15 protein-coding genes are annotated in these 22,913 nt (G+C 46.8%); 10 read left to right on the top strand and 5 right to left on the bottom strand.

The window, feature by feature from the left end:
* Positions 1-6 precede the first annotated feature (6 nt).
* Genes P0M28_RS02090 through P0M28_RS02070 form a run of 5 tightly spaced genes read left to right on the top strand, consistent with a single transcriptional unit; the run spans position 7 to position 3,898 of the window.
* Positions 7-597 (top strand): Crp/Fnr family transcriptional regulator, encoded by a 591-nt coding sequence (locus P0M28_RS02090; RefSeq protein ID WP_302207772.1) that lies wholly within the window; start codon positions 7-9, stop codon positions 595-597.
* Positions 598-608: 11 nt separating this feature from the next.
* Positions 609-1,310 (top strand): NAD(P)-dependent oxidoreductase, encoded by a 702-nt coding sequence (locus tag P0M28_RS02085; protein WP_302207770.1) that lies wholly within the window; start codon positions 609-611, stop codon positions 1,308-1,310.
* A gap of 6 nt (positions 1,311-1,316) precedes the next feature.
* A complete protein-coding gene (locus P0M28_RS02080) occupies positions 1,317-2,174 on the top strand; it encodes an alpha/beta fold hydrolase (RefSeq protein ID WP_302207769.1) in 858 nt (285 codons plus the stop codon).
* Positions 2,168-2,380 carry a hypothetical protein gene (locus tag P0M28_RS02075; protein WP_302207768.1) on the top strand — a complete coding sequence of 71 codons (213 nt, stop codon included), beginning with the start codon at positions 2,168-2,170 and terminating at the stop codon, positions 2,378-2,380. The genes P0M28_RS02080 and P0M28_RS02075 overlap by 7 nt, the downstream gene beginning before the upstream one ends.
* Before the next feature lie 54 nt (positions 2,381-2,434).
* On the top strand, positions 2,435-3,898 hold the full coding sequence (locus tag P0M28_RS02070; RefSeq protein ID WP_302207767.1) for a Gfo/Idh/MocA family protein: 1,464 nt from the start codon (positions 2,435-2,437) through the stop codon (positions 3,896-3,898).
* Between the two features lie 9 nt (positions 3,899-3,907).
* On the opposite strand, the gene P0M28_RS02065 is transcribed toward P0M28_RS02070, so the two are convergent.
* Positions 3,908-5,470, bottom strand: a complete 1,563-nt coding sequence (locus P0M28_RS02065) for a hypothetical protein (protein WP_302207766.1) — start codon at positions 5,468-5,470, stop codon at positions 3,908-3,910.
* Positions 5,471-5,844: 374 nt separating this feature from the next.
* Here P0M28_RS02065 and P0M28_RS02060 point away from each other — a divergent pair, with 374 nt between their 5' ends.
* A complete protein-coding gene (locus P0M28_RS02060; protein WP_302207765.1) occupies positions 5,845-10,209 on the top strand; it encodes a choice-of-anchor D domain-containing protein in 4,365 nt (1,454 codons plus the stop codon).
* Positions 10,210-10,505: 296 nt separating this feature from the next.
* Here the strand turns inward: P0M28_RS02060 and P0M28_RS02055 are convergent, their stop codons facing one another.
* Positions 10,506-12,056 carry a RagB/SusD family nutrient uptake outer membrane protein gene (locus tag P0M28_RS02055; protein WP_302207764.1) on the bottom strand — a complete coding sequence of 517 codons (1,551 nt, stop codon included), beginning with the start codon at positions 12,054-12,056 and terminating at the stop codon, positions 10,506-10,508.
* A 28-nt stretch (positions 12,057-12,084) separates the two neighbouring features.
* Positions 12,085-15,168 carry a SusC/RagA family TonB-linked outer membrane protein gene (locus P0M28_RS02050; protein WP_302207763.1) on the bottom strand — a complete coding sequence of 1,028 codons (3,084 nt, stop codon included), beginning with the start codon at positions 15,166-15,168 and terminating at the stop codon, positions 12,085-12,087.
* A 312-nt stretch (positions 15,169-15,480) separates the two neighbouring features.
* Between P0M28_RS02050 and P0M28_RS02045 the strand changes: the two genes are divergently transcribed.
* The 3 genes from P0M28_RS02045 to P0M28_RS02035 all read left to right on the top strand — a co-directional run bounded on the left by P0M28_RS02045 (position 15,481) and on the right by P0M28_RS02035 (position 20,532).
* Entirely contained in the window at positions 15,481-17,757 is a 2,277-nt protein-coding gene (locus P0M28_RS02045; protein WP_302207762.1) for a GH92 family glycosyl hydrolase, read from the top strand.
* Positions 17,758-17,892: 135 nt separating this feature from the next.
* Positions 17,893-19,290, top strand: coding sequence for a sulfatase-like hydrolase/transferase (locus tag P0M28_RS02040; protein WP_302207761.1), 1,398 nt, complete (start codon positions 17,893-17,895; stop codon positions 19,288-19,290).
* A gap of 117 nt (positions 19,291-19,407) precedes the next feature.
* Complete coding sequence (locus P0M28_RS02035; RefSeq protein WP_302207759.1) at positions 19,408-20,532, top strand: helix-turn-helix domain-containing protein; 1,125 nt, start codon at positions 19,408-19,410, stop codon at positions 20,530-20,532.
* A gap of 15 nt (positions 20,533-20,547) precedes the next feature.
* On the opposite strand, the gene P0M28_RS02030 is transcribed toward P0M28_RS02035, so the two are convergent.
* Positions 20,548-21,546 carry a 2-hydroxyacid dehydrogenase gene (locus P0M28_RS02030; RefSeq protein WP_302207757.1) on the bottom strand — a complete coding sequence of 333 codons (999 nt, stop codon included), beginning with the start codon at positions 21,544-21,546 and terminating at the stop codon, positions 20,548-20,550.
* A gap of 79 nt (positions 21,547-21,625) precedes the next feature.
* On the opposite strand from P0M28_RS02030, the gene P0M28_RS02025 reads away from it, so the two are divergent.
* The gene (locus P0M28_RS02025) at positions 21,626-22,210 is read left to right on the top strand and encodes an acyl carrier protein phosphodiesterase (RefSeq protein WP_302207756.1); all 585 of its coding nucleotides are present in this window, start codon (positions 21,626-21,628) and stop codon (positions 22,208-22,210) included.
* Between the two features lie 4 nt (positions 22,211-22,214).
* Here P0M28_RS02025 and P0M28_RS02020 read toward each other — a convergent pair whose 3' ends face one another.
* On the bottom strand, positions 22,215-22,793 hold the full coding sequence (locus P0M28_RS02020; protein WP_302207754.1) for a DUF192 domain-containing protein: 579 nt from the start codon (positions 22,791-22,793) through the stop codon (positions 22,215-22,217).
* Positions 22,794-22,913 lie beyond the last annotated feature (120 nt).

The following is a 22,913-nucleotide window of genomic DNA, read 5'->3' as shown; positions in this document are numbered from 1 at the left end:
AACGCTATGCATCACGGATACGACCAGCTTCGGCAAGCAGTTTTCTCTATTAATCCTGCCTTAAATGAAGATGAGTGGCGCTTTCTTCGCAGTGGTTGTCAGATTCAGGAATATGAACGAAAGAGTTACTTTATTAGCGATGGCGAAGTGCAGACTGCTCTTGGCTTTCTTAACTCCGGACTTATTCGAGGTTACTACATCAACAATAAAGGAGAGGAAATTACTATCCGATTTGTGGCCGAAAATGGCTACGCTACTCACTATTCGGCGTTTATAAATGCTCAGCCCAGCCGATACTACTTTCAGTGTTTGGAAAATTGCCAGATTGTTCTGCTTCCTCTACAAACCGTAAACCGCGGTTACGCTAAATTCAAGGGACTGGAACGCTTTGGCCGTTTAATCGCTGAGCGAATACTTGCTTTTCAACAAGCCCGCATTGAAGACTTTCAATTCCTAGACGCCGAACAACGCTACCGTAAGTTCACCCAAGAGTATCCGCAATTGTTTAATCGGGTTTCACTTTCTCATCTATCTACCTATTTGGGTATTCAGCGCCCTTCGTTGAGCCGCATCCGCAAGAAAATTGCTCAAGAGTGATTATGTAACATATGTTTCAGGTAGCACTGGCGACCAATGCTGATCTTTGTAACGAACAAAAAATCAGCGATATGAGAATAGTCTTATTAGGAGCCACCGGATTTTCGGGAAAAAAAGTGCTCCAGCAATTACTAAAAAATAATCATCAGGTTACTGCTTTAGTACGTTCGGTCGCTAAAGTTCAGGTAAAGCATTCTAACTTAAGCATAGTAAAAGGCAACGTGCTAGATACCGAAGTGCTGGAACAAGTTCTAAGTCATCAGGAAGCGGTAATCAACTGCTTGGGCATTGGTGGCAAAGGCAACGGTCAGCCCAACTCCTTTGTGTCTACCGCCACTGCCAAAGTGGTGAGGGCAATGGAAAAGCAGGGAGTTGCTCGGCTAATTTGCTTAAGCAATGTGGGTGCCGGAGACAGTGCTCACACTCAACCGTGGCTATTCCGAAAAATTATTCTTCCCTACTTTATGAAATGGCTCAAGGTGATTATTGACGATAAAAACGTAATGGAGCCGATAGTGATGAACAGCCAGCTGGATTGGACCATTGTACGATGCCCAAACGTGGTAGCAAAAGCACCGAAGAATACAATCAGAACATCGGTGAACGGTAAAAAGGTTAAGCTCTCAATTACCAATCAAGATCTGGCAAATTTTCTGGTAGCCCAGCTTAGCAGTGCATTATTTTCTAAGCAAGTACTATCCATCAGTAACTGATAGCTTGTGAAATTAATCGTATCGCTTATCATCGGATTGCTGATTGGTAATTCGGTTTTATCAAAGCCACCAATTATGAAGGAAAAATATATTAAAACCTCGATTGGCGAAATAGCCGTTCAAATAAAAAAGGTGCCCGGTACCACGTCAATCATATTTTTGCACGGCGTTTACTACGATCATCACCTGTGGAATTATCAAACGGCTCGTATTTCGGATCGGACGGTTGTTACTGTAGATATGCCATTACACGGCAGCAGTAAGCATATTACGAAAAAAGAATGGACGCTAAATGATTGTAGCACCATGCTAATAGAAATACTGGATTCGCTAAAAATTGCGCGAGTAATTGCCATTGGGCACTCGTGGGGTAGCATGACCATTTTGCGGGCGGCCAGTCAACATCCCAATCGTTTTCAATCAATTGGACTAGGTAATATGCCGTTTGAAGCGGCCAATAAGCAGGTAAAACGACAGTTTAGAATGCGGCATCTTTTGCTTTCCTTGCGGGGTTTTTACACTCAGCAGGTAGCCAAAACACTGTACGGAAAACATACGTTAAAGCAAAACCCTGACTTGCGGGAGCACTTAGATTTATCGATGAGTAAATTAACCAATCAAGAAGTAAAGCAAACGGATAAAAGCGTTATTGTTAATGCCGATAATGCAGAACCGCTATTGGAGCAAGTAGAAGGTTTTGCCTTTGCTTTAAAAGGTAAAGAGGATTACGTGCCTACTCCCAAAAACTTGAAAACTACCGTAGTGAAGGGAGGGCACATCAGCCCACTGGAAGCTCCGGAAGAAGTATTTGAATTTGTAATGAAGGTAGTCAATGCATTGAGCGTTACCGTCTTCATTTGGTAGAAGATGTCATTATGCTGGTACTTTGCGGTACCCTTGCCGGAGCACAGCACTACCACGAGGGGGTGGCTCCCCGCATTGCTTGCTGCGGACACTATAAGTACGACATGCTTAAAGAATTTCTAGCACTGCCCAACGGTTTAGCAAAAGAAATCTCAAGCACACTAGCTTTTTCCGCAAAAGCAATTATTTTTGATAAAGGTGGATAGTTAAGAGAGTTATTTACTACCAGATACTTACACCAACCTTAAAACCTACCAAATATGCATCAAGATGAAAAGTATTCGGCTAATACCTCCCGCCGATCATTTATTAAACAAAGTGCCGTAGTCTCTTCGTTTTTTCTGGTTCCCCGCAATGTATTAGGTGGCGCAGGTTACACTGCCCCTAGCGATCAGCTCAACCTCGCCGCCATCGGGGCGGGTGGAAAAGGAGCCAGCGATATTAGCCATGCTTCGGTGAACGGTCGCGAACGGGTAGTGGCTCTTTGTGACGTAGATTTTGCCGGATCAGCGAGAGCGTCGGTAGAAAAATTTCCTGAAGCGAAGCTTTACGCGGACTACCGGGAAATGCTAGACAACGAGCCCGATATTGATGCGGTCACTATTTCTACCCCCGACCACGTACACGGCCCGGCAGCAGCGTATGCAATGGAACGGGGCAAACACGTGTACGTGCAAAAACCCATGACGCACAACATTCGTGAAGCCCGGATGCTGACCGAAATGGCGCGGGAAAATAAAATTGTGAGCCAGATGGGTAATCAGGGTGGTTCCAATCCGTTGCTAGGCATGGTGCAAAAGTGGGTAGATTCTGGTAAGCTTGGTGACATTTCTAAAGTGCAAGTGTGGACGAACCGTCCGGTGTGGCCCCAGGGCGGTGAAATGCCGAAGCCTGATGAAAGCCAAAAACCCGATGATTTACACTGGGATCTTTGGTTGGGACCCGCCGAATCTCGCCCATTTACCCCCAACCTTCATCCGTTCAACTGGCGAGGCTGGTGGGACTACGGAACTGGGGCTTTGGGTGATGTAGGCTGCCACCTGATTGATATTCCTTTCCGAACGTTAGGGCTAAAATATCCCACCGATGCCGAGTGCAGCGTGAGTTCAGTATTTAGCCAGATGTGGACTCCCGACTATCACCCGAAAGGCTGTCCACCGTCTTCATTCATTACGCTGCACTTTGACGCTACCGAAAAGAGTAAATCTCCGATTGAAATGACCTGGAGCGACGGCGGTATTCGTCCTTCCCACCCGGAAATTATTCCAGCCGATCACGATATTGGCGGGGCGAATAGTGCCAATGGTGTATTAATCATGGGTGAAAAAGGACTGATCTCCACCAACATCAACGATAGCTCACCCCTCATGCCCAAACTGTATTTGAATGATGGTACCACCGATTTTGGCCCGGAGATAGAAGATAACGAAGAACCGGAATACGGTCATCAGCGCAAGTGGGTAGATGCCTGTAAAGCTGGTTTTAACAGTACTGAACATCAGGCCCTGACTTCATCTTTCGATTACGCCGGACCGATGACCGAGACGGTGCTGATGGGTAACTTGGCAATCCGCAGCTATATGCTGCGTAAAGGCGAGGGGCGAAAAGCCGAGTACTACGGTCGCAAAAAACTACTGTGGGATGGCGAAAATATGAAAATCACTAATCTAAAAGAAGCCAACCAGTTTGTAGGCCGAGAGTACCGCGACGGCTGGGAAGTTTGATTCCTGGTACTACTTTGAGTTTGTAATAATAGAAATTGAGTGCGGAGGTAATTCTAAGGTCTCATCCGGTACTTCTTGCTGTTGACTCAGCACACTCTCCCAACCGTTAATGGGTTGTGCTAAATTAGCCGAGTAAGAAGTGACGGTTCCTTGGGGCCACTCGGTGAGGTAGGGCATATGTTGGGCTTTGTAGCCAAAATTCACGAGCAGTAACGCCTGATGCTGCTCTTTATTAGCAAACATCCAGCCCTGTACCGAGGTCACGGTAGTTCCTCGGTCGTCTTGCAGTGTAGTCGCGCCCTCTATTACCAGCGGAGTAGCTTGGGTCGCACCCTGGGTTGCTTGAGCCAATAAGCTGGTGGCAATACCTCCGGCAGTAAGGGTGTAGGGCACCGATGCTACTTTCGGTTCTGCGAGGTGGGAAAAAGTTGCGGTATCAATATGAATCTGTCCAAAAAGCTGCCCGACCAAGTTATGAACGCTGGTCAGTGTTACCGGACTGTGTAGAAATTCCAGGTAGTACATGCTAAGCACTAGCGCATGACTCCAACTGTGCAACACCACCGAATGATCGTCACGCATATTGAACTCGGTCGCCCAAATGGGCATTCCGGGGGGTAGCTTCATCTTCCGATACGACTGCACACTCTGCTGCACTGTGGTGAGCATATTCGCTAGGGCGGCTTCGTCGGTGAGTTGCTCTCGCTCCCAAATCTGCCGGTCACTTCGAACGGTAGGTCCAATACGGGTAGCGGTGTTTCGGTCGCCTGTACCTTCCGTTCCGGCGGTGATCCGCGCTCTTTCGCGCCGACCGTCCAATCCCGAGGGACTATACCGATGGAAAGTAACCGCATCGGCATCAGGGCAGTGCTGGAGCACCCGCTGCGTCCAGTTGATCTGCCGATCATGGCGCGTCATGTAGGTGCCTACTACCGCGCACTGTGCTTCGGGAAACTCTTGCTTGATGGCGGTAATCCAGTGTTGACAACTGTCGCCGTAAATTTCCGGGGTAGGGTACTTTTGGTTGGGTAGTGGCAGATCAAAATAAAGTTCATTACCCAGTTCTACGTACTTGATGGTCATTCCTAAGGCTTGGGCTTTCCGCAGGTTACGAAGCGAATGCTCTAGATCTTTGCTCAGCATATTGAGCATGAAAACCGGAGTTGTTCCGGTTCGTCGGGTAAGCCGTTCCAAATCTTCCAGCGTATACCGCTGATCGCTCCGGGTTAGTCCGTGCGACACCACCCAGGGAATCATCAGGCTATCGGGCACGTCTGGATCAAGCCACCCCCGGTCCCAATCCCAGTAGTTGCCGATGGTGCCGCCGGGGTAGCGAATGGTACGGACGCCCAACTGATTGACGGCTTTTACGAAGGCATCGTTTTCGCCGGGTTGACTAATAGCGGTGAGGTTAGCATTGGCTCCTACCCAATCAGCATGTATGGTTCGCGGAGCACCCTCGTTAACACTAATTTCCGTTTGCGCTGCTACGGTCGTGAAAAGGAATACCAACCCGGCAGCCAGTTGAATAGTGCTTGGCTGACCGATAATTAGCCACTTATTTTTGATCATTTACCTAATCTGATTATCAACGAATTCTAAAAATATTCTCTACAAATTTGTTTTTAGGAGTAGATAAATCACTCTGATTTTAAGAAACCAGATAAATTATTTCCGTCACAGTATTATTCCTATCCTAAAGGAGAAACCCAACGTGAAGTTGCTTTTGGTTACTACTAAGTGAGTCCTCGATAATGAAGCCGGTAGATTTTCTATTGATACCATAACATATATTGACTGCTTTTTGAAAGATCTGACACGAGCACAAAAAAGCTACTTTAGACAAAATAAAAAGCTCTTAATTTAAAAATTAATCGTCTTAGTAGCAATTACTGCCCCATTTTCACCATTACAGATAGTTTAATTCATCTATAAATGTAATGGTTATGAAAACGACACTTACCTTTTTCCTTTGTTTATGGATGGCCTATACGGCCGTCGGGCAGATCCAGGTGACTGAAAATTCACCGGTAGCCAATGACCCCAACAGCATTGGGTTTAATAATAATACTACGCTCACCGAAGAGCCTTGGAACAACCCAGACAACATTCTTTCCTTGCAGGCCTCTCGGGCAGCTAACTTGCGATTTCCGGGTGGAACGGTATCCGAAAACTGGGACTACCGCAACGATACTTTCTTTCCTGCCAAAGGAACACCCGGCGATGCCGATGGATGGATTGATCCGGATAAGATGATAGGCTTTGTGAAATCAATTATACAAAACGGGTCAGGGAAGAAGAACTCGGTTGAGAATTTTGCCAGGGCACAAAGGGCTAATGACCTCCAACCGGTATACGTGATGAATATGACTACTCCGGGGCTGGATTATTATGCCGAAAAATTCGGGGTGCCTGAAGAAAGCCCCACCTTTGAACCGTTGGGTGATGACTGGTGGCGCGCCTTTGAAGATCGCTTGCAACGCAACCTAGAAGCCTTACGACGAGCGGAAGCCGCCGGGATGCCCGTAAAATTTGTTGAACTTTCTAATGAGGTTTACTTTGGAGCAGGTCAGTACCAATTTAAGAATTTTCAGGGATTTAGGGCAGATAATGCGGGTACTGGGTATCCCGAAGCTTGCCACTACTTTGCTACCGAAATTGAAAAAGAGTTTCCGCAGGCTAAGTTTGCTGCGGTGGCGTATTTTAATACGGACAATACTTCTGGTAGACGAAAAGACTTCTGGAACGGGTACGTACTTCCTCGCCTCGATCGTAATCTGATAGATGCCCTCACCATGCATGCCTACATAGAATCTACCCCCAACCAAACGGCTACCAGCCAAGCCGAGTTGAACACGATGCTAGGCTCGGTTGAAGAAAAAATCAGCTTGGCCAAGACCAACTCCCAGCTCGATGATATTGTGGGGCAGCAGAATTGGGATATCTGGTGGACGGAAGCCATGCCTAATTTTTTCAGGTTAGGGGGCGGTACCAATCCGGAAGCGTACCGATGGGAAAATGCGTTGGTTCTGAGCTATAATATCAGTGCTTTTCTAGAAGTAGCGGGTTCCAAGCTCATTCAGATCCACCAGTTGAAAAATTTTACTACCAATGATGGCGGGGTAAAGGCTGCTGGCCGAGCAATGGCCTTAGCCAGTTTAGCTTCTACCGGTATGACGCAGCGACAAGCTCTGAGCTTTTCAGGAACGGCCAACCTGTCCGGAACAGAAGTGCCTGAACTGTTTGGGTTTTCGTTTTCCGATAGTGACAACAAAAATTTCTGGATCACCAACGCTAGTGGTGAAAGCAAAACGCTGGATATAAGTTCACTGGGCTTCTCGGGAAAGGTTTTACATCAGGCCGTCGGTACACTGGGCAGTAGCAATGATCCGTTGGAAACCGTCAGTTTGCCCGGCAACACTATTACCTTACCACCCAATTCGGTGAGTACGTTATTAACCACCGACCAGCCCGCGATTAGCCTTGCGGCCGGAGCAGATGCCACTTTGCAAAACGAAGATACGTACGATTTCGGGATGTTGCGCCTGGGTAGTGCTGGAGTACAAACGGACTTTACTATTACCAACCTCGGGGGCGGAACACTGGATATAGCGACAGTTAACATCACTGGGGCGCAAGCGGGAGATTTTACCATTGTGCAACAACCTGATTTTACCCTGGCCAACCGGGAGAGCGCCCAGCTTACGATCAAATTTGATCCTAAGGGAGACGGAGTTCGTACCGCTACTGTTACTATTGAGAGCAATGACTCCAACACACCTGTATTCCGCCTAAACCTCACCGGAACCACCTCTCGCGACTTTGCCTTTAACCGGCTAGATGAAACGGTAATCAACGATGGATTTAAAGATATACCCTACCGAGGTAATGATGCTGGAGCGCAAGGTACCGGCCTACGACTCACTTCTATGGGGCGGGTCAACGATCAGTACACTATTTGGAGAGTTCGTAATTCTTCGGATGAAAACCAGCAGGTGACATTGAAATCGGTAGATAATAGCTTTGAGAAGGCATTTACCATTAAAAAGAACAAAGAGGCATTCGTGAGAAGTACGTACACGACCGATAGTGGCACGCACAAACTTTTTCTCGAGGGCAATCTGTTGAGTACTAAAGCCTCTAGCAACAGCACTTTCTCCGACGGGCGAACGGTTTTCGTCGCCAGAAACGGTAACGTAGGTGGAGCCAGCCCATCGGGACGGGTGCGTACAGCTAACGGTACATTTACTATGGAAGCAGCCGGAGCGGGTATTGGGGGTAACTCAGATCAGTTTCGCTATATCTTCGAAGAACTCAAGGGCAACTTTGCGTTTACCACGAAACTCGCCAGCGCATCTAACCCCGGCACCTTCGGAATTATGGTACGAAAATCTAACGCGGCCAATAGTGAAAATCTATTCTTCGGTCTTTCCGATGCCAGCCAGTTGGTGCTACAGACAAGAGGTAATCGGGGAGATACAACCAAAACTATTTCTTCAGTAGATGCTACGGCACCGGTTTGGCTGAAGATAAATCGGGTGGGCAATCGGTTTACGTCTTCCTACTCGTCAGATGGTACGACTTTTCAAGTGCTAGAAAGTACGGTGGTTGTTTTTCCTTTCAAGGTACGGGTAGGCTTGGCTGGTTCTAGCACAGTGAATGGTCAGCTCGCCACGGCTAGTTTTCAAGAAGCAGTAATTAATCCTAACGAGGGCCAGCCCGAACCAGATATTGCCATCTACGACGAAGATGCTACGCTACTCGCTGGCAATTCGCTTAATTTTGGATTGGTAGAGTTGAATACTTCCAAAACGCTACAGATCAGCCTGACTAATATCGGAACCAAAACGCTACAAATTACTGACTTGGTTATCGGTGGCAGTGATGCTTCGCTCTTCACCTTTGAAAACGATGACGTGAGTAGCTTAAAAATTGGTGAGTCAACGGACATTGATGTCACGTTTACCGCCTCCCAGTCAAGTACCCGAAGTGCCCGCCTTGAAGTTACTAGTAGTGATCCTGATACTCCTGAGCTGGTTATTTCGCTACTAGGGCAGGGGCCAGGCAATATTCTCCAGAACGGTGATTTTGAGAATGCTACCCGCGATCCGTGGGCCAATGCCGGAACCGTAGTAGACGATGTATCCGAATCCCGATCGGGTACCAAAGCCCTCCGCTTGTTTCTTCCGCCCGATACCCCGGAAAACAATCGGTTCTTGGGTGCCGTGCAGACCGTAAATGTACAGCCTCTGGGGCAGTATACGGTGCAGGGTTACTTCAAAGGGGGAGCCACTTCATCAACGGGTGCCTTTAGAATCTTTGTTAGAATTTTAGATGCCAGCGGTAATGTTGTCGGTGATGCTTCTTCTAACTTTTTTAATAATGCGGGCGACTATCGGTTGATGACCGTGAGTTTTGCGGTACCCGAAGGAGGTACGCAGGTAGAGGTAATTCCTCAGATTTTAGCCGCTACTGGCACCGCTTGGTTCGATGATCTGGAGATGGCTGATAATACGAATCCAGCTCCTACCACCATCCTAAGAAACGGGGGCTTTGACAGTAATCAGCGTGACCCCTGGGCCAACGGTGGCCAAATAGAAGATGATACAGTGAATGCCAGTGGTAAGGTTAGTCCTATCCTCAAGCTGTTCCGCTCAAATAAAGGGTTTGGCGGAGCGCGACAGGTGGTAAGCGTGAACGAAGGCAGTACTTATAACTTGTCGGGTAGTGTGAAGAGAAACCTCACCGAAGGCTTTGCCCGCTTCTTTATTCAATTTTTGGACGAGAACGGTGATTACGTTGTCGGCGACGATGGAAAAAATATCACCAGAGCTACGCAGTTTGGACGGTTTGGCGGAGTAGACCTTACCTATAAATTCATCGGATTGAACGGCATTACGCCCCCTACCGGAGCGCAGGCAATGGAGATTAATCTGCAATTATTCAACGGAGCCGGAGGGGTCTGGTGGGAAGATATTCGGTTAGAGGAAATTCTTCCGGCCAGCGAAGCGAACCTAGCCGGAACGGGGGCATCGGACTTATTCTCGGCGTATCCGAATCCCACTTCTGATGTGCTCAACGTGAGGCTTACTAATGCAGGGGCAAATTCGGCTACGAAAGCTCACGAGATTTCGCAACTACTCATTTACGATATGACCGGAACGAAGATGGTCAATTCACTTAGCGGTTCATTTAACGGAGAAGATAAGAGCATTAGTATTCCGGTCGGTGCCCTCCGAGAAGGTTTGTATATTCTGAAAGTTGTTTTCAGCGACGGGAGTACCCAAGAGAAGCGCATTCAGATTAAGTAGAATCTCCACGAGAAGCTTCTAATACATTCAGCCATCGTTCCGAATGTTTGCTTAGCAGGAACTAAGTAAGCAGTCTGGAGCGATGGCTGATTACTGTTACTACTAGTATTAAAATCACGTAGCGATTGACTACTTTTTAAGGAAAATAATGTGAGCACAAAAAAAGCTGCTCCATTACTGAGCAGCTTTCTTCGTTAATACCAATAATACAGTCGGATTAATAAACCTTATTCTGATAATTATTTACCCCCGAGGTTCGTGATGTCACGAACCTTAGAAGTTTATCGGAATATCCTCTAATATCCCGGATTCTGTTCTAAATTCGGATTATCGATCAGCTCCCCTTCGGGAATAGGTAGCACTTCATTTTTGCCGACGGTAAAGCCGGTCATAATTTCAGGTAGCTCGCTGCTGCTTACTTTTTCTTCGCGAGCCCAGCGTACCAAATCAAAGAATAAAGAATACTCGTAAGTAAGTTCTAATCGGCGTTCAGTTCGTAGCCTATCAAAAAAGGCGTTCGCGTCCAGACCGGGTGGGAATGGGGCTACGCCCGCACGTGCTCTTACTTGATTTACCGCATCGTAGGCAGCTACGGTAGGGCCACTCACTTCGTTCTCAGCTTCGGCAAACATCAGCAACACATCGGCCAGCCGAATTACCCGATAATTGATAGCGTTTTGGTTGAAACTTTCCGGGTCGTTCGGGCCACCGGCGTATTTTCGTATGCCTAACATGGGTAGATCAGGATCGGGAAAAGCCAACTGTCTATCCCGCCACTGATTGGCCGCAACCGGATCTTCCGCAATGGGGTTCCAATCGCCCCAAACGTCACCCGGTTGAGCGTAGGTACCAGTGCGCCTCACAGCATCTTCTTCGGGAAACTGCTCAAAGAACTCAATAGTTTGTCGACCGGGTACTGAGTTACGGAAGGCTACCCGAGCCGGACTGAACCAGTTGCTCATCCAATTGGCTTCGTTGGCACCTCCTCGGTTGGGCTGATCAAAAGCGGCTCCAAAACCCGATTGAAACTGAACCTCAAAAATTGACTCGTCATTGTTTTCGTTAGACTTGGGGAAAATATTCGCAAAGTCCGGTTCTAAACTGTACACCCCAGAATTGATTACTTCGGCTAGAATATCTCGAGCTGATTGGTATTCACCTTGGTACAAGTACGCTTTTCCCAGTAAAGATTTCGCGGCCCCGGAAGTAGCCCGGCCTACGTTAGCGTTATTGTAACTTTCGGGTAAATCAGGAATGGCATCCAATAAATCGTCTTCTATTACTTGATATACCTCCGAAGCAGGAGATTGCGAGGGAAATAATTGGTCTTCATCGGACAGGTCTCCGTTAAAGATTTGATTATAGATCGGAACGTTGCCGTAAAGTTTAACCAGCTCAAAGTAGTAGAACGCCCGTAAGAACTTGGCCTCAGCAACTACGCGATTCAGTAAATCTTCGTTGGGGGCATCAATCTCCGGCACTCGCTCAATTACCTGATTGGCTCGGTTAATCCCCTTGTAGCAGTCTGACCACGCCCGAGGAATCAGGTCGCCCGAAGCCGGGTTAAAGTTAAAGTTTACGTAGACCTGTTCGTTGGTACGAGTGCCGTTAGTGAGAGCTGTTTCGCCCGTAAAATGCGCGATATACATGTAGAATCGCTTGAAAAGTCCCTGATCATTCAAGGGCGCGTACACCGAATTTACGGCACTCACGGCATCGGCTTCGGTTTGGTAAAAGGTGTTGGTATCTAGCTCCCTAAATACGTCGGCTTCATCAAGAAACGAATCACTACAGCCCACGGTACATATGAGCAGGGGTACTAGCCAACTGGATATTATAATTTTCATAGTATCTATATTTTTCATCATTACTTCTTTAAAAACTTAGCTGAACTCCCACGGTAAGCCTTCGAGACTGCGGATAAGCCACCGGATCAAACCCGTTCAGTGCCTGCTCGGGATCAAAACCACTGTAGTTAGTGATGGTGAATACATTTTGTCCGGCCAGATACACCCGCGCGTTAGAAAGTCCGCCGAGTTGCCCTAGTATTGATTGTGGGAAACTGTAGCCGATCTGAAGGTTTTTTAGCCGAAGGTAAGAGCCGTCTTCCACAAAATAAGAAGAAGCGATATTGTTATTGGATATCCCGTTCGGAATGGCTCGAGGTTGGGTGGTGTTGGTGTTCTCCGGGGTCCAAGCATCTAAAACGCGGGTAGAAAGGTTACCATTCAGAAAGTACCCCTCGGTGTAGAACCGGGTATCGCTAAAAACATCGTTCCCGTACACTCCTTGAAACTGAGCCGAAACATCAAAACCCTTGTAACCTACGCTCAGATTGAATCCGAACTGAATATCCTGGGTAGCATCGCCAATAATGGTTCGGTCGTCTTCGGTAATCTCTCCGTCCGGAACGCCATCGGGTCCGCTAATGTCAGCAAACCGTATATCGCCCGGTTCGGTATTCGCTAGTGGGGTTGGCCCGGCATCAATTTCTTCCTGCGATTGGTAAATACCGTCCGCCTGATACCCAAAGAAGTTAAACAGTGGCTCTCCTACCTGAATTCGGGTTCGGGGTATGTTGCCAAATAATCCGCTACTGTTCTGATTGATGAACTCTACGCCGTTGGCCAGTTGAGTTACTTCATTATCTAAGAAAGTAACGTTAAATCCGGCTCCGTACCGAAGGTCGCCTTTTTGGTCGTTAAAGTTAAGGGACAATTCTACTCCTCGGTTTTCTACCTCTCCGGCATTAATAAAAACATTACTAAACCCAGTTACCGAAGGTAGGGGGAACTCTAACAGTAAATCCTCCGAGGTTTTTACAAAGTAGTCAGCGGTAAAAGTGAGTTTGTTAAATAAGCCCAGGTCAAGACCAATGTTCAGTTGCCTTTGCTTTTCCCATTGTAGGTTAGGGTTGGCAAACCGTCCGGTGGGGGCTACCCCGATCAACTCCTGCTGGTTGCGACCGATAATATAACGGATTCCCGAGTTAAGCACCGAATTGGCTGCATTGGCGTTGATACGGTCATTACCCAGGAAGCCGTAACTACCCCGGATTTTTAGATTATCTAACGCTTCAGTTTCTCGCAGGAAGCTAAGGTTACTGAGCACTAACCCGAGGGAACCCGAGAAAAAATTGTCCCAGTAGTTATCTTCGGTGAAGATGGAGGAACCGTCTCGTCTGAAATTAAAGGTAGCCAATAAGGTGTTGTCGTAGTCGTACACCACTCGGCCAATGTAGGATAAGGTACGCTGCTCGATTCTACGTCCGGTAGCGGGAGCGGTAGACTCGGTAGAGGCACTTAAGATAGGCAATCCTGGGCTAATGAATCCGCCGATATTCCTAGCCTGCATCCGGGAGTCTTCATCGTCCTGAATATTGTAGCCCAGCAAGAAATCAAAGTTGTTTTTGCCCAGAAAAGTGGTGTAGCTAAGAATGTTTTCTGATAACAGCGAAATGCTTTCGCCCCGGGTTTCGTCCACTTCTGCTCCGTTGGATAGACCTACAATATCACCGGGAATACCATCCGGCACCTGCTGATAGTAGGGCGCAAAAAAACGATTGTGAAAGTTGATAACATCGGCAGATAGGCGAGTTCGGAACCGCAACCCACTGATAATCTCGTATTCGGCGTATACATTCCCCAGAAACCGGTTGACGGTTCCCTCATTTTCAACCAGGTTTTGGGAAGCTACGGGGTTGAGAATCTGCCGTCCACCATCGTTATCGGTAGGGCCACCAAAACCGCCGATGGTATTTGGGTTGAAGACATCCACGGTAGGAGCATTCAGCAGCGACCAAGCCAGCACATTTCGGCCGTTGGCCGCATTTTCCCGGTCAAACTCCGAGCGAGAGTAGGTCATAGAGTTTCCAATCTTGAATTTACCTAGCTCAGTATCCGTATTCAATCGTAGGGTGGTTCGCTCTAAACCAGTACCGATAATAATACCCTCTTCATTGTACCGACCTAAAGAAGTAAAGTAGCGGGTGTTTTCACCACCCCCATCCGCACTAATTTCGTAGTTACTGATATTGGCGGTACGCAGTACGGCATCCTGCCAATCGGTACTGGTGTCAAAGGTGGTGCCGTCTAGGTTAGGAATACGGTTCTGCTCGGCATTGTCAAATACCTGATTGTAGACTTGTTGGTATTGCTGAGCGTTCAGCAGGTCTAATGTGTTAGTTGCTTGTTGAACTCCGGTAAAGGCGTTCAGAGAAATGTTAGCTTTCCCCGAAGCACCGCGCTTGGTGGTAACAATAATCACCCCGTTGGCCGCTCTAGCTCCGTAGATGGCGGCTGCTGAGGCATCCTTCAAAACATTGATAGATTCAATATCCGCCGGGTTAATGGTTGCTAAAGGGTCACCGGCTCCGCCACCCGATGTGCTGATAATGGTTCCGTCGATCACGTACAGTGGGTTGCTATTGCCCGTAATGGAACCCGTTCCCCTGATCTGTACCTGTGTGCCGGCGCCGGGTCGGCCCGAACTGTTGGTAATCTGCAACCCGGCTACCTGACCTTGGATGGCATTGGTGAAGTCGGCTACGGGGCGCCCTTCAATGGCTTCGGTAGAGATGGTACTAATGGCCGCCGAGACATTCTGCCGTCGCTGCGTTCCGTAGCCAATTACGACTATCTCATCAAGGCTGGCAATATCTTCAACCAAGGCTATATCAATGCTTGATCGACTGTTAAGAGTCTCTTCTTCCGAGATATACCCGATGTAAGAAAAGATCAAAATAGCATCATCCGCAGTAACATTGATCGCGTACTTACCATCAATATCGCTTACCGTACCATTCGATGTACCTTTCTCAAGAATAGTGGCTCCCACCAGCGGCTCTCCCTCAGTATCGGTGATCGTGCCAGTTATCTGCTGAGCGTGAGCAACCAGTCCCATTCCGCAGCACAAAAAATATAGTACCAGTGCGGTTTTTTTAAATAGAATTTTCATCATAGTATCTTGACTTTTTAGGTTTGTGTGTGCGCCACAATTGTTCTCCGGACTACGGTCAACAGCCATGTAGCTAAACTTGTCTATTGCCGAACAAGAATTGTTTTTATATGAGTAATTTCCCTTCTGATTTTCAAATTCATATAAAAAAAGAAGCGTTTTTAGTAGTTTCCCGAGTGTTCATCTGCTTTTTCGTACCATATGAGAGTGGATAGTACTATACTTCAGCGCAATATTTTCTTCTATATTTCAAAATAATAGTCCTTCTGGGAATCTTTGATTTACATTTCTGTCTTAATAAAAATTAAGCAGTATATGAAAAGATTTAGCTACTGGTGGCTTGGCGTAGTTTTGTTGCCCGGCGTTTTTAATTTGGGCTGTCAAGAGCTGCCGAAGAATCAATCGAAAGATGCTACTGTATTCCAGTACATTCATTACGTTAATCCATTTATTGGTACGCAGGGCAACGGGACAAAACATTCGGTGGGTAATGTGCACCCGGGAGCGGTACAACCCTGGGGTATGGTGTCAGTAAGCCCTCAGTCGTTCGACTTCACCCAGACGCATTCGCCCAGTGGGTTTCGTTATGAGGAGAAAAAAATCTATGGATTTAGCAGCGTAAATTTTTCGGGAGTTGGCTGCCCTGCTACCGGAAGTGTTCCGTTCAAGTTCTTTTCCGGTAAGCTGAGCGAAAACTACGATGGTTCCCAATTTTCTGAACAGGTTGCCAGTCCCGGTTACTACAGCGTGCGACTGGATGATGAAAATATCCGAGTACAGGCGACAACTACCCAACGCTCAACACTCATCAAACTGGAGCTGCCCGAAGGAAGAAGCAATATTTACGTAGACCTCACCGCCCAGCAGGCTCACGTGAAGGGCGGAGTAATTGAAGCGTATAACGACGAGGCCGTAAGTGGGTACCAGTTGGAAGGAAATTTTTGCGGGGCGGGCAACCGAAGCTCAGTGTACTTCAGTGCTCGTATTGACCGCAAGGCTGACTCTACGTATCTGGTACATTATAATAAGAACAATCCGCGGTTCAACCAGCAGCTAGAAGATAAACCCAGTGGCTTGGTGTATGTCTTTGAAAATGAAGAACCCGCTATAGTGCAAATTAAGGTTGGAGTTTCTTACGTATCCGTAGATAACGCGCAGGATAACTTAGATAAGGAGCAGAGTGGTTATGACTTTGAACGGGTCAGGAACGAAGCCCAAGCCGAATGGGAAAAAGAGCTTAGCAAAATCAGAGTAACTACCGACTCAGAAGACGATAAAACTGTATTTTATACAGCCCTTTACCACAGTCTGCTGATGCCAATGACGTACAGTGACCACAACGGTGATTACGTGAAAATGGGCGGTACTGATATCGGTAATTCCGCGGATACTCGGTATACTGGCTTTTCACTTTGGGACACCTACCGAACCACGCACCCGCTGCTCGCCTTGGCTTATCCGGAAAAACAGCAAGCGTTTGTGCGGAACATGCTGACTATCTACGACGAATCGGGGTGGTTACCTAAGTGGTCAATTTTTAATTTTGAACCTTACCTGATGGTCGGCGATCCTGCGCCCATCGTTATTGGTGATACCTACGTGAAGGGAATCCGAGGTTTTGATGCGGAAAAAGCTTACGAGGCAGTTACCAAAAACGCCACTCACGAAGAAGGGAATTTGAATCGGCGCGGACTCCAGGACTACAACGCGTACGGGTATATTACGATGGACGGAGATTTTAGCGAGGTTGAAAACTTTCAGTGGAATAACGGAATTGTGTGGGGAGCAGTGTCAAGTACGATGGAGTTTAATCTGGCTGACTTCAATATTGCCCAAATGGCGAAGGCAATGGGTAAGGAAACAGACTACCGAAAGTATCTGGAGCGTTCAAAATCATTCATAAATCTGTACAACGACGAGACAGGGTTGCTTCAGCCTAAAAATAAAGACGGTAGTTGGTACGAACCCTTTGACCCCACACAGGAACGATGGGATAGGATGAACTTCGGCCTGCGGGGTGGGCCTGGTTTTGTGGAAGGTAGTGCCTGGCAGTACCTATTTGCTATTCCCCACGGAATGGATACCCTCAAAAGTAGCATGGGGGAGAAGCGATTCTTAAATAACTTAGATACTATTTTTGAGGACGGACACTTTGATATGACTAACGAACCGGGTTTTGGTTTCCCCTTTTTCTATAATCTTACCCAGGAGAAGGATTGGAAAACCGCGCAAACAGTGCATCACCTGCTGCGAACCTATTTTACGAATACTCCCGACGGACTGCCCGGTAACGACGATGCCGGAGCCATGTCGTCGTGGGTGGTGTTCGCCATGATGGGGCTGTACCCTGATACTCCGGGAAATCCGGCGTACATGGTTACTACTCCCATCTTCGACCGGGTTGAGATACAACTGAACCCAGATTTCTACTCAGGAAAGCAAATCGTGATTGAGCGACAAGGCCCAGTTGATGGGCGTATCGAGGCGATGCTGCTGAACGGAAAAGCCATTGACTATCAGGTGGGCCACGCACTGCTAACCTCTAATAATAGCGTACTGGTGGTGAAGACCACGGACGCCCAAGACCTGTAAATTTGATTTTTAGAGAATAGAGGATATTCCGATAACCTTCTAAGGTTCGTGACGTCACGAACCTCGGGGTAGATAATTATCAGAATAAGGTTTAATAAAAAAGAGAAAACTACTCATGTGCTTAATACAAATTCTGTGAAATTAGCTGGTTGCGTTTACTTACTATTTATTCTACTATCTACCAACGGCCAGATTACCGCTCAAGACCAAGAGAGCCGACCAAATATCCTTTTTATTGTAACCGACGATCAGCAAGTTGGGCTTTTAGGTATTGAGGGCAACCTTACTGCCCAGACTCCCCATATTGACCGAATAGGGCAAGAAGGAGTGATCTTCAAGAATGCCTTTGTAACTACTCCCTTATGTTCACCCAGCCGAGCTAGTTTTCTTACTGGAAATTACGCCCATCGGCACTACGTTGTCAACAATGATAAGCTAGGGTTGGAAGTTGTGAGCCATACGCTGCTAACGTGGCCGCGACAGCTCCGGGAGGCTGGTTACACCACGGCATTCATCGGAAAGTGGCATATGGGATTGGATGATTCTCGCCGACCAGGCTACGATCGGTGGTTCAGTTTTAAGGGGCAGGGCGACTATATTGATGGAGTGGTTAACGATGAAGGAACCCGAACCCAGACCACCGGCTACATGACCGGTATTATCAATGAACAGGCACTGTCGTTTCTCCAAAATAGCCCGTCAGAAAAACCGTTTGCGATGATTATCGCCCATAAAGCGGTTCATTGGCTCCTGTTACCCGCGGAGAGGCACGAAGAGATGTACTCGAATTTTGTGTTTGATTCGGTGGCTGTAACGAAGGAAGATACGGCGGGCAAACCACTGTTGCGTAGGCTTGTACCAAGAAAGAAATTTTATGAGTACGAAAATGTCTTACCCGAACCGCCTGAATCCCGAAGAGGTCGGGGACGCGAACGCTCTGCGGTGGTGGGCGACCAGCATCGTAGTTTGAAAAGTGTGGATGAGGGAGTGGGAGAGCTGTTTAAGGCACTGGAGGAAGCCAATCAGCTTGATAATACCATCATTGTTTACGTAAGTGACAACGGTATGCTGATGGGAGAGCACGGCGAGTTTAATATGAAACGTTGGGCCTATGATCCGGTTCTTCGCATCCCTATGCTGATTCGCTACCCGCCGTTGGTGACAGCCGGTAGCGTACGGGAGCAACTGGTGTTGAATATTGATATTGCGCCCACGCTGCTGCAACTCGCCGGAGTGACACCGCTGGAACCAATGGACGGGGAAACGATGGTACCTTTGCTTAAGGATTCTCTGGCACCGGGTCGCAATGCACTTTTGGCCGAATACTTTCTAGAAAAAGTAGCCCCGAGAGTACGTCCCTGGCAAGCCGTACGTACCAAAAGGTGGAAATACATCCAATACACCGAATCAGGTATTCCCGCTGAATTATATGACCTTAAAAATGACCCGGGTGAGATCATAAATTTAGTGGAAGAGGGGCGTGCGCAAGTCACGATTGATAGTTTACAGCAACTGATGAAAGGGTTTTTATAAATTGCTAACTTTTCAATAATTTTTATTTTATTTTAAATGGTGATAAAAACTTCTTCTGTTTTGGGGAAGTTTTTATTTTCGTAACTTGTTACTACCTAATCTTTAATAACCTGCGGTATGACGAGTGCTCTCTTTATCTGGGCGTTTATACAGAGTTTTATCACCGGATCTGTCGTCAGTTTGGTTAAGCGGACCATAACCAACAAGGTGCTGTCCGGTATTTTTCTCGCCTTATCTATTAATATCCTTCTTCAGTACCTTTTCCGCTACACTAACGTTAAGTTTGACTATGCTTACCTCCTTTTTCTAGCCGACTTTCTCGATTTCCTATTACCTACCCTTATTCTATGGTATGTCCACCTTCTTCTCAAGCAGAAGCTCACCAAACGTCAGTACGTCTACTTTCTTCCGGCGGCTTTATCCTTTCTGATTCTGCTTACCTACGTTCTGCTGCACACCGATTTTACATTCCAGCACTACATCGGTACTCCTATCCATAAAGTAACACTGCTGGCTCTAGTGATTTGGAAGGTATTTGTTGTTTATCGGCTCAATGCTCTGCTGAGGGCTGAACGGGCAGTATCGTCTAATAAGCTGCCGCTATTACAGTGGCCCCGAGTGCTCATGATTTTTGTAGGCTTCACCTGCTTTATTGCTCTAATCCAATTAGTGTATCATGCGGCGGTTGTTCCCTACTTTGAGCCATCAATGGTTACTCAAATACGCTATCTGGTGCAGTTCAACTACATCCTGTTTACCAGTAGCATTATATTGGTTATCATCTACTTTCCGATTAAATATCCCAAAATTTTGTCGGGCGAACCGCTTATCAAATCCACCCCCGCTACTGATTTTCCCGAGAGAGAAGTTTATTGCAAGAAGCTACACAAACTGATTGACGAAGATCAAATTCACTTAGACACTGAACTAAACGAAAAGGCGTTGGCCAGCCAGCTAGGCATTCCTTTGTACTTGCTATCTCGTCTATTAAATGAGCAGATAGGCCAATCGTTTAGTCAATTTATTAACCAAAAGCGGGTAGAAGCAGCCAAGAAGATGTTGGAAAGTGCCCAAAACAAGAAGTTAACGAACTTTGCAGTAGCCGTAGACAGTGGCTTCCGTTCGGAGTCTGTTTTCTACGTTAATTTCAAGAAAATTGCAGGTATGACTCCAACCCAGTATAAGAAAAGCGTGGAGAGAGAACGAAAGGAAGAACTTAATGCCACACCTTCTGCACTCTAAGCAGTGTTAGTTATGTTATTTATCAGAGTAAGATACTTCATTCGCCAACTCTTTACCTTCTTCAAAGTCCCGAATATTTTGTAAGGTAGTTTTCGCAATACCAGTCATGGCTTCTTGGGTGAAAAAGGCCTGGTGAGATGTGATTAGCACATTGGGAAAAGTCATCAGTCGGGTAATCATATCGTCTTGAATGATAGCTCCCGAGAGATCTTCAAAGAAGATATTTTCTTCTTGCTCGTATACATCCAAGCCAAAGTAACCGATTTTTTGATGTTTCAACCCCTGAATCACCGCCTTGGTATCTACTAAACCACCCCGGCTGGTATTAATCAGCATAACATCTTCCTTCATTTGATTGACCGCCTCTTCATTGATAATATAATGCGTATCTTTCGTGAGCGGACAGTGCAGTGAGATAATATCAGACTGGCTAAATAGCTCCGGCAAACCCATGTATTCTACCTGCTGCTTCAGTTCTTCATTGGGGTAAGGATCGTAAGCAACTACCTTACAGCCAACTCCTAGCATAATTTGGGCAAATACTCGCCCAATTACTCCGGTTCCAATTACTCCAACTGTTTTGCCTCGCAAGTCAAACCCGGTCAAGCGTTCCAAAGAAAAGTTTCCATCCCGCACCCGGCTGTAGGCTAGGTGGGTTTTGCGATTAAGCGTAAGGATCATTGCCAGCGCATGTTCGGCCACCGCATAAGGTGAATAAGCCGGAACCCGAGCGATCTTGATTCCTAGTTCATCGGCTTTGCCAATATCTACGTGGTTGAAGCCAGCACTACGTAGTGCTAGTAGCTCCACTCCTTGGTCTTTCAAAACTTCCAATGTTTCAGTATCGGCTTGATCGTTTACAAAGATGCAAACCGCAGTGTGATCTTGCGCTAGTACTGCCGTGGAAGGACGTAGACCCGTATCAAAGTACGATATATCGTGACCAAACGCTTCATTCACTTGGTTCATATAAGTTCGGTCGTACGATTTAGTGCTAAAAAAAGCTATTTTCATGGTTGATTCCGTAAGTTGGTAAATACTGTACTTTATTCAAGTGAGAAACTAAGCACGCTTCATTTCGTTCTTAACGAAGATGAATTTACTGGCTCACTTTTATTTATCCCGCTCTAGTTCCCCACTTATTGTTGGCAGTTTTCTGGGCGACTTTGTGAAAGGAAAACAATACCAAAAGTTTGACTCGCCTCTAGCCGAAGGAATTCTATTTCATCGGGAGATTGATTTCTTTACTGATTTTCACCCCATTTTTCTTCAGAGTAAGCATCGATTGGTAGATCAGCACCGGCATTACGCGGGAGTGATTGTCGATATTTTTTACGACCACTTTCTAGCTAAAAACTGGCCAGAGTACTGCGAAACTTCTTTAAAAACTTTTACGCAGCAAATCTATCAGGTATTACACGAACAGCAGACTCTATTACCTCCGAAAGCTCAGCAAATGTTGCACTATATGAGCCAGCATAACTGGCTATTGTACTACGCTGAACTGGAGGGTATTGCCCGAACGCTGAAAGGCATGGAGAAACGCTCGCGCTACCCTAATCAGATGGGATCAGCCATTGCTAATTTGCAGCAGCACTACGAAAGCTTTGAGCAGGAATTTTCCGATTTTTTTGCTGCGGTTAACCAGCATAGCCAAGCGTGGTTAGACAGTATTTAAGCCATTAATTGAGTAGCTCAAAGGCAATAAAATCTCCTTCTTCAACTTTGTGCCGACCGGTGAACCCCGCGTTTACTTCTACTACGTAGAGGGCTTCCGAAGAAGAAGGAATAGACTTTTCCGAATAGGGCATCACCCCTTGGTAGATGGTCACAATTTCCTTGTTCTCCCCTACGTAAATGATGTCCAGCGGAAGCTTCGTATTTTTCATCCAGTACGCCTGCACTTCGGGCCGATCGTGAATAAATAGCATTCCTTGTAGCTCATCCATAGCACTGCGGTGCATCATTCCCTGGGCACGTTGTTCCTGATCATCAGCTACTTCGATGGTAATCTGTTGCAAAGTGTCTTGCTGGTTATCACTTAAAAACCACAGAGTTCCTTCTTCAAGGAATGGGGGTTCTTCTACTGTGTTGGACTGACTTGACTGCTCGGAAGCCATGCCTACCCCTTCTTCTTTACCGAGAAAAAAGAAATAAATGATTGCTATAACACCTCCTGCTATAAGCGCCACGATCAGTAGCTTGCGAGCGGAAGAAACCTTGGAGATTTTATCTTCGGGATTGGTGGTAGGTTTACTCATAGGTTATGTAATGATCGGGCAAATTTAGCAGTTAATTACGAACTAGAAACACTAAATGAGAAGCTAAGGAGTAAATTCGTGCTTTTTCACGGTATTTACCAACCAATTGCTTTTCGCAAT

Source organism: Tunicatimonas pelagia, from assembly GCF_030506325.1.
Lineage (GTDB): Bacteria > Bacteroidota > Bacteroidia > Cytophagales > Cyclobacteriaceae > Tunicatimonas > Tunicatimonas pelagia.
Note: the sequence above shows the minus strand (reverse complement) of the source record. Positions and strands in the feature narration are given on the sequence as shown.

Coding starts and splice junctions, on each gene's coding strand:
- P0M28_RS02090 (WP_302207772.1), top strand. CDS start 7: ATGCATCACGGATACGACCAGCTTCGGCAAGCAGTTTTCTCTATTAAT.
- P0M28_RS02085 (WP_302207770.1), top strand. CDS start 609: ATGTTTCAGGTAGCACTGGCGACCAATGCTGATCTTTGTAACGAACAA.
- P0M28_RS02070 (WP_302207767.1), top strand. CDS start 2,435: ATGCATCAAGATGAAAAGTATTCGGCTAATACCTCCCGCCGATCATTT.
- P0M28_RS02065 (WP_302207766.1), bottom strand. CDS start 5,470: ATGATCAAAAATAAGTGGCTAATTATCGGTCAGCCAAGCACTATTCAA.
- P0M28_RS02060 (WP_302207765.1), top strand. CDS start 5,845: ATGAAAACGACACTTACCTTTTTCCTTTGTTTATGGATGGCCTATACG.
- P0M28_RS02055 (WP_302207764.1), bottom strand. CDS start 12,056: ATGAAAATTATAATATCCAGTTGGCTAGTACCCCTGCTCATATGTACC.
- P0M28_RS02050 (WP_302207763.1), bottom strand. CDS start 15,168: ATGATGAAAATTCTATTTAAAAAAACCGCACTGGTACTATATTTTTTG.
- P0M28_RS02045 (WP_302207762.1), top strand. CDS start 15,481: ATGAAAAGATTTAGCTACTGGTGGCTTGGCGTAGTTTTGTTGCCCGGC.
- P0M28_RS02035 (WP_302207759.1), top strand. CDS start 19,408: ATGACGAGTGCTCTCTTTATCTGGGCGTTTATACAGAGTTTTATCACC.
- P0M28_RS02030 (WP_302207757.1), bottom strand. CDS start 21,546: ATGAAAATAGCTTTTTTTAGCACTAAATCGTACGACCGAACTTATATG.
- P0M28_RS02025 (WP_302207756.1), top strand. CDS start 21,626: ATGAATTTACTGGCTCACTTTTATTTATCCCGCTCTAGTTCCCCACTT.
- P0M28_RS02020 (WP_302207754.1), bottom strand. CDS start 22,793: ATGAGTAAACCTACCACCAATCCCGAAGATAAAATCTCCAAGGTTTCT.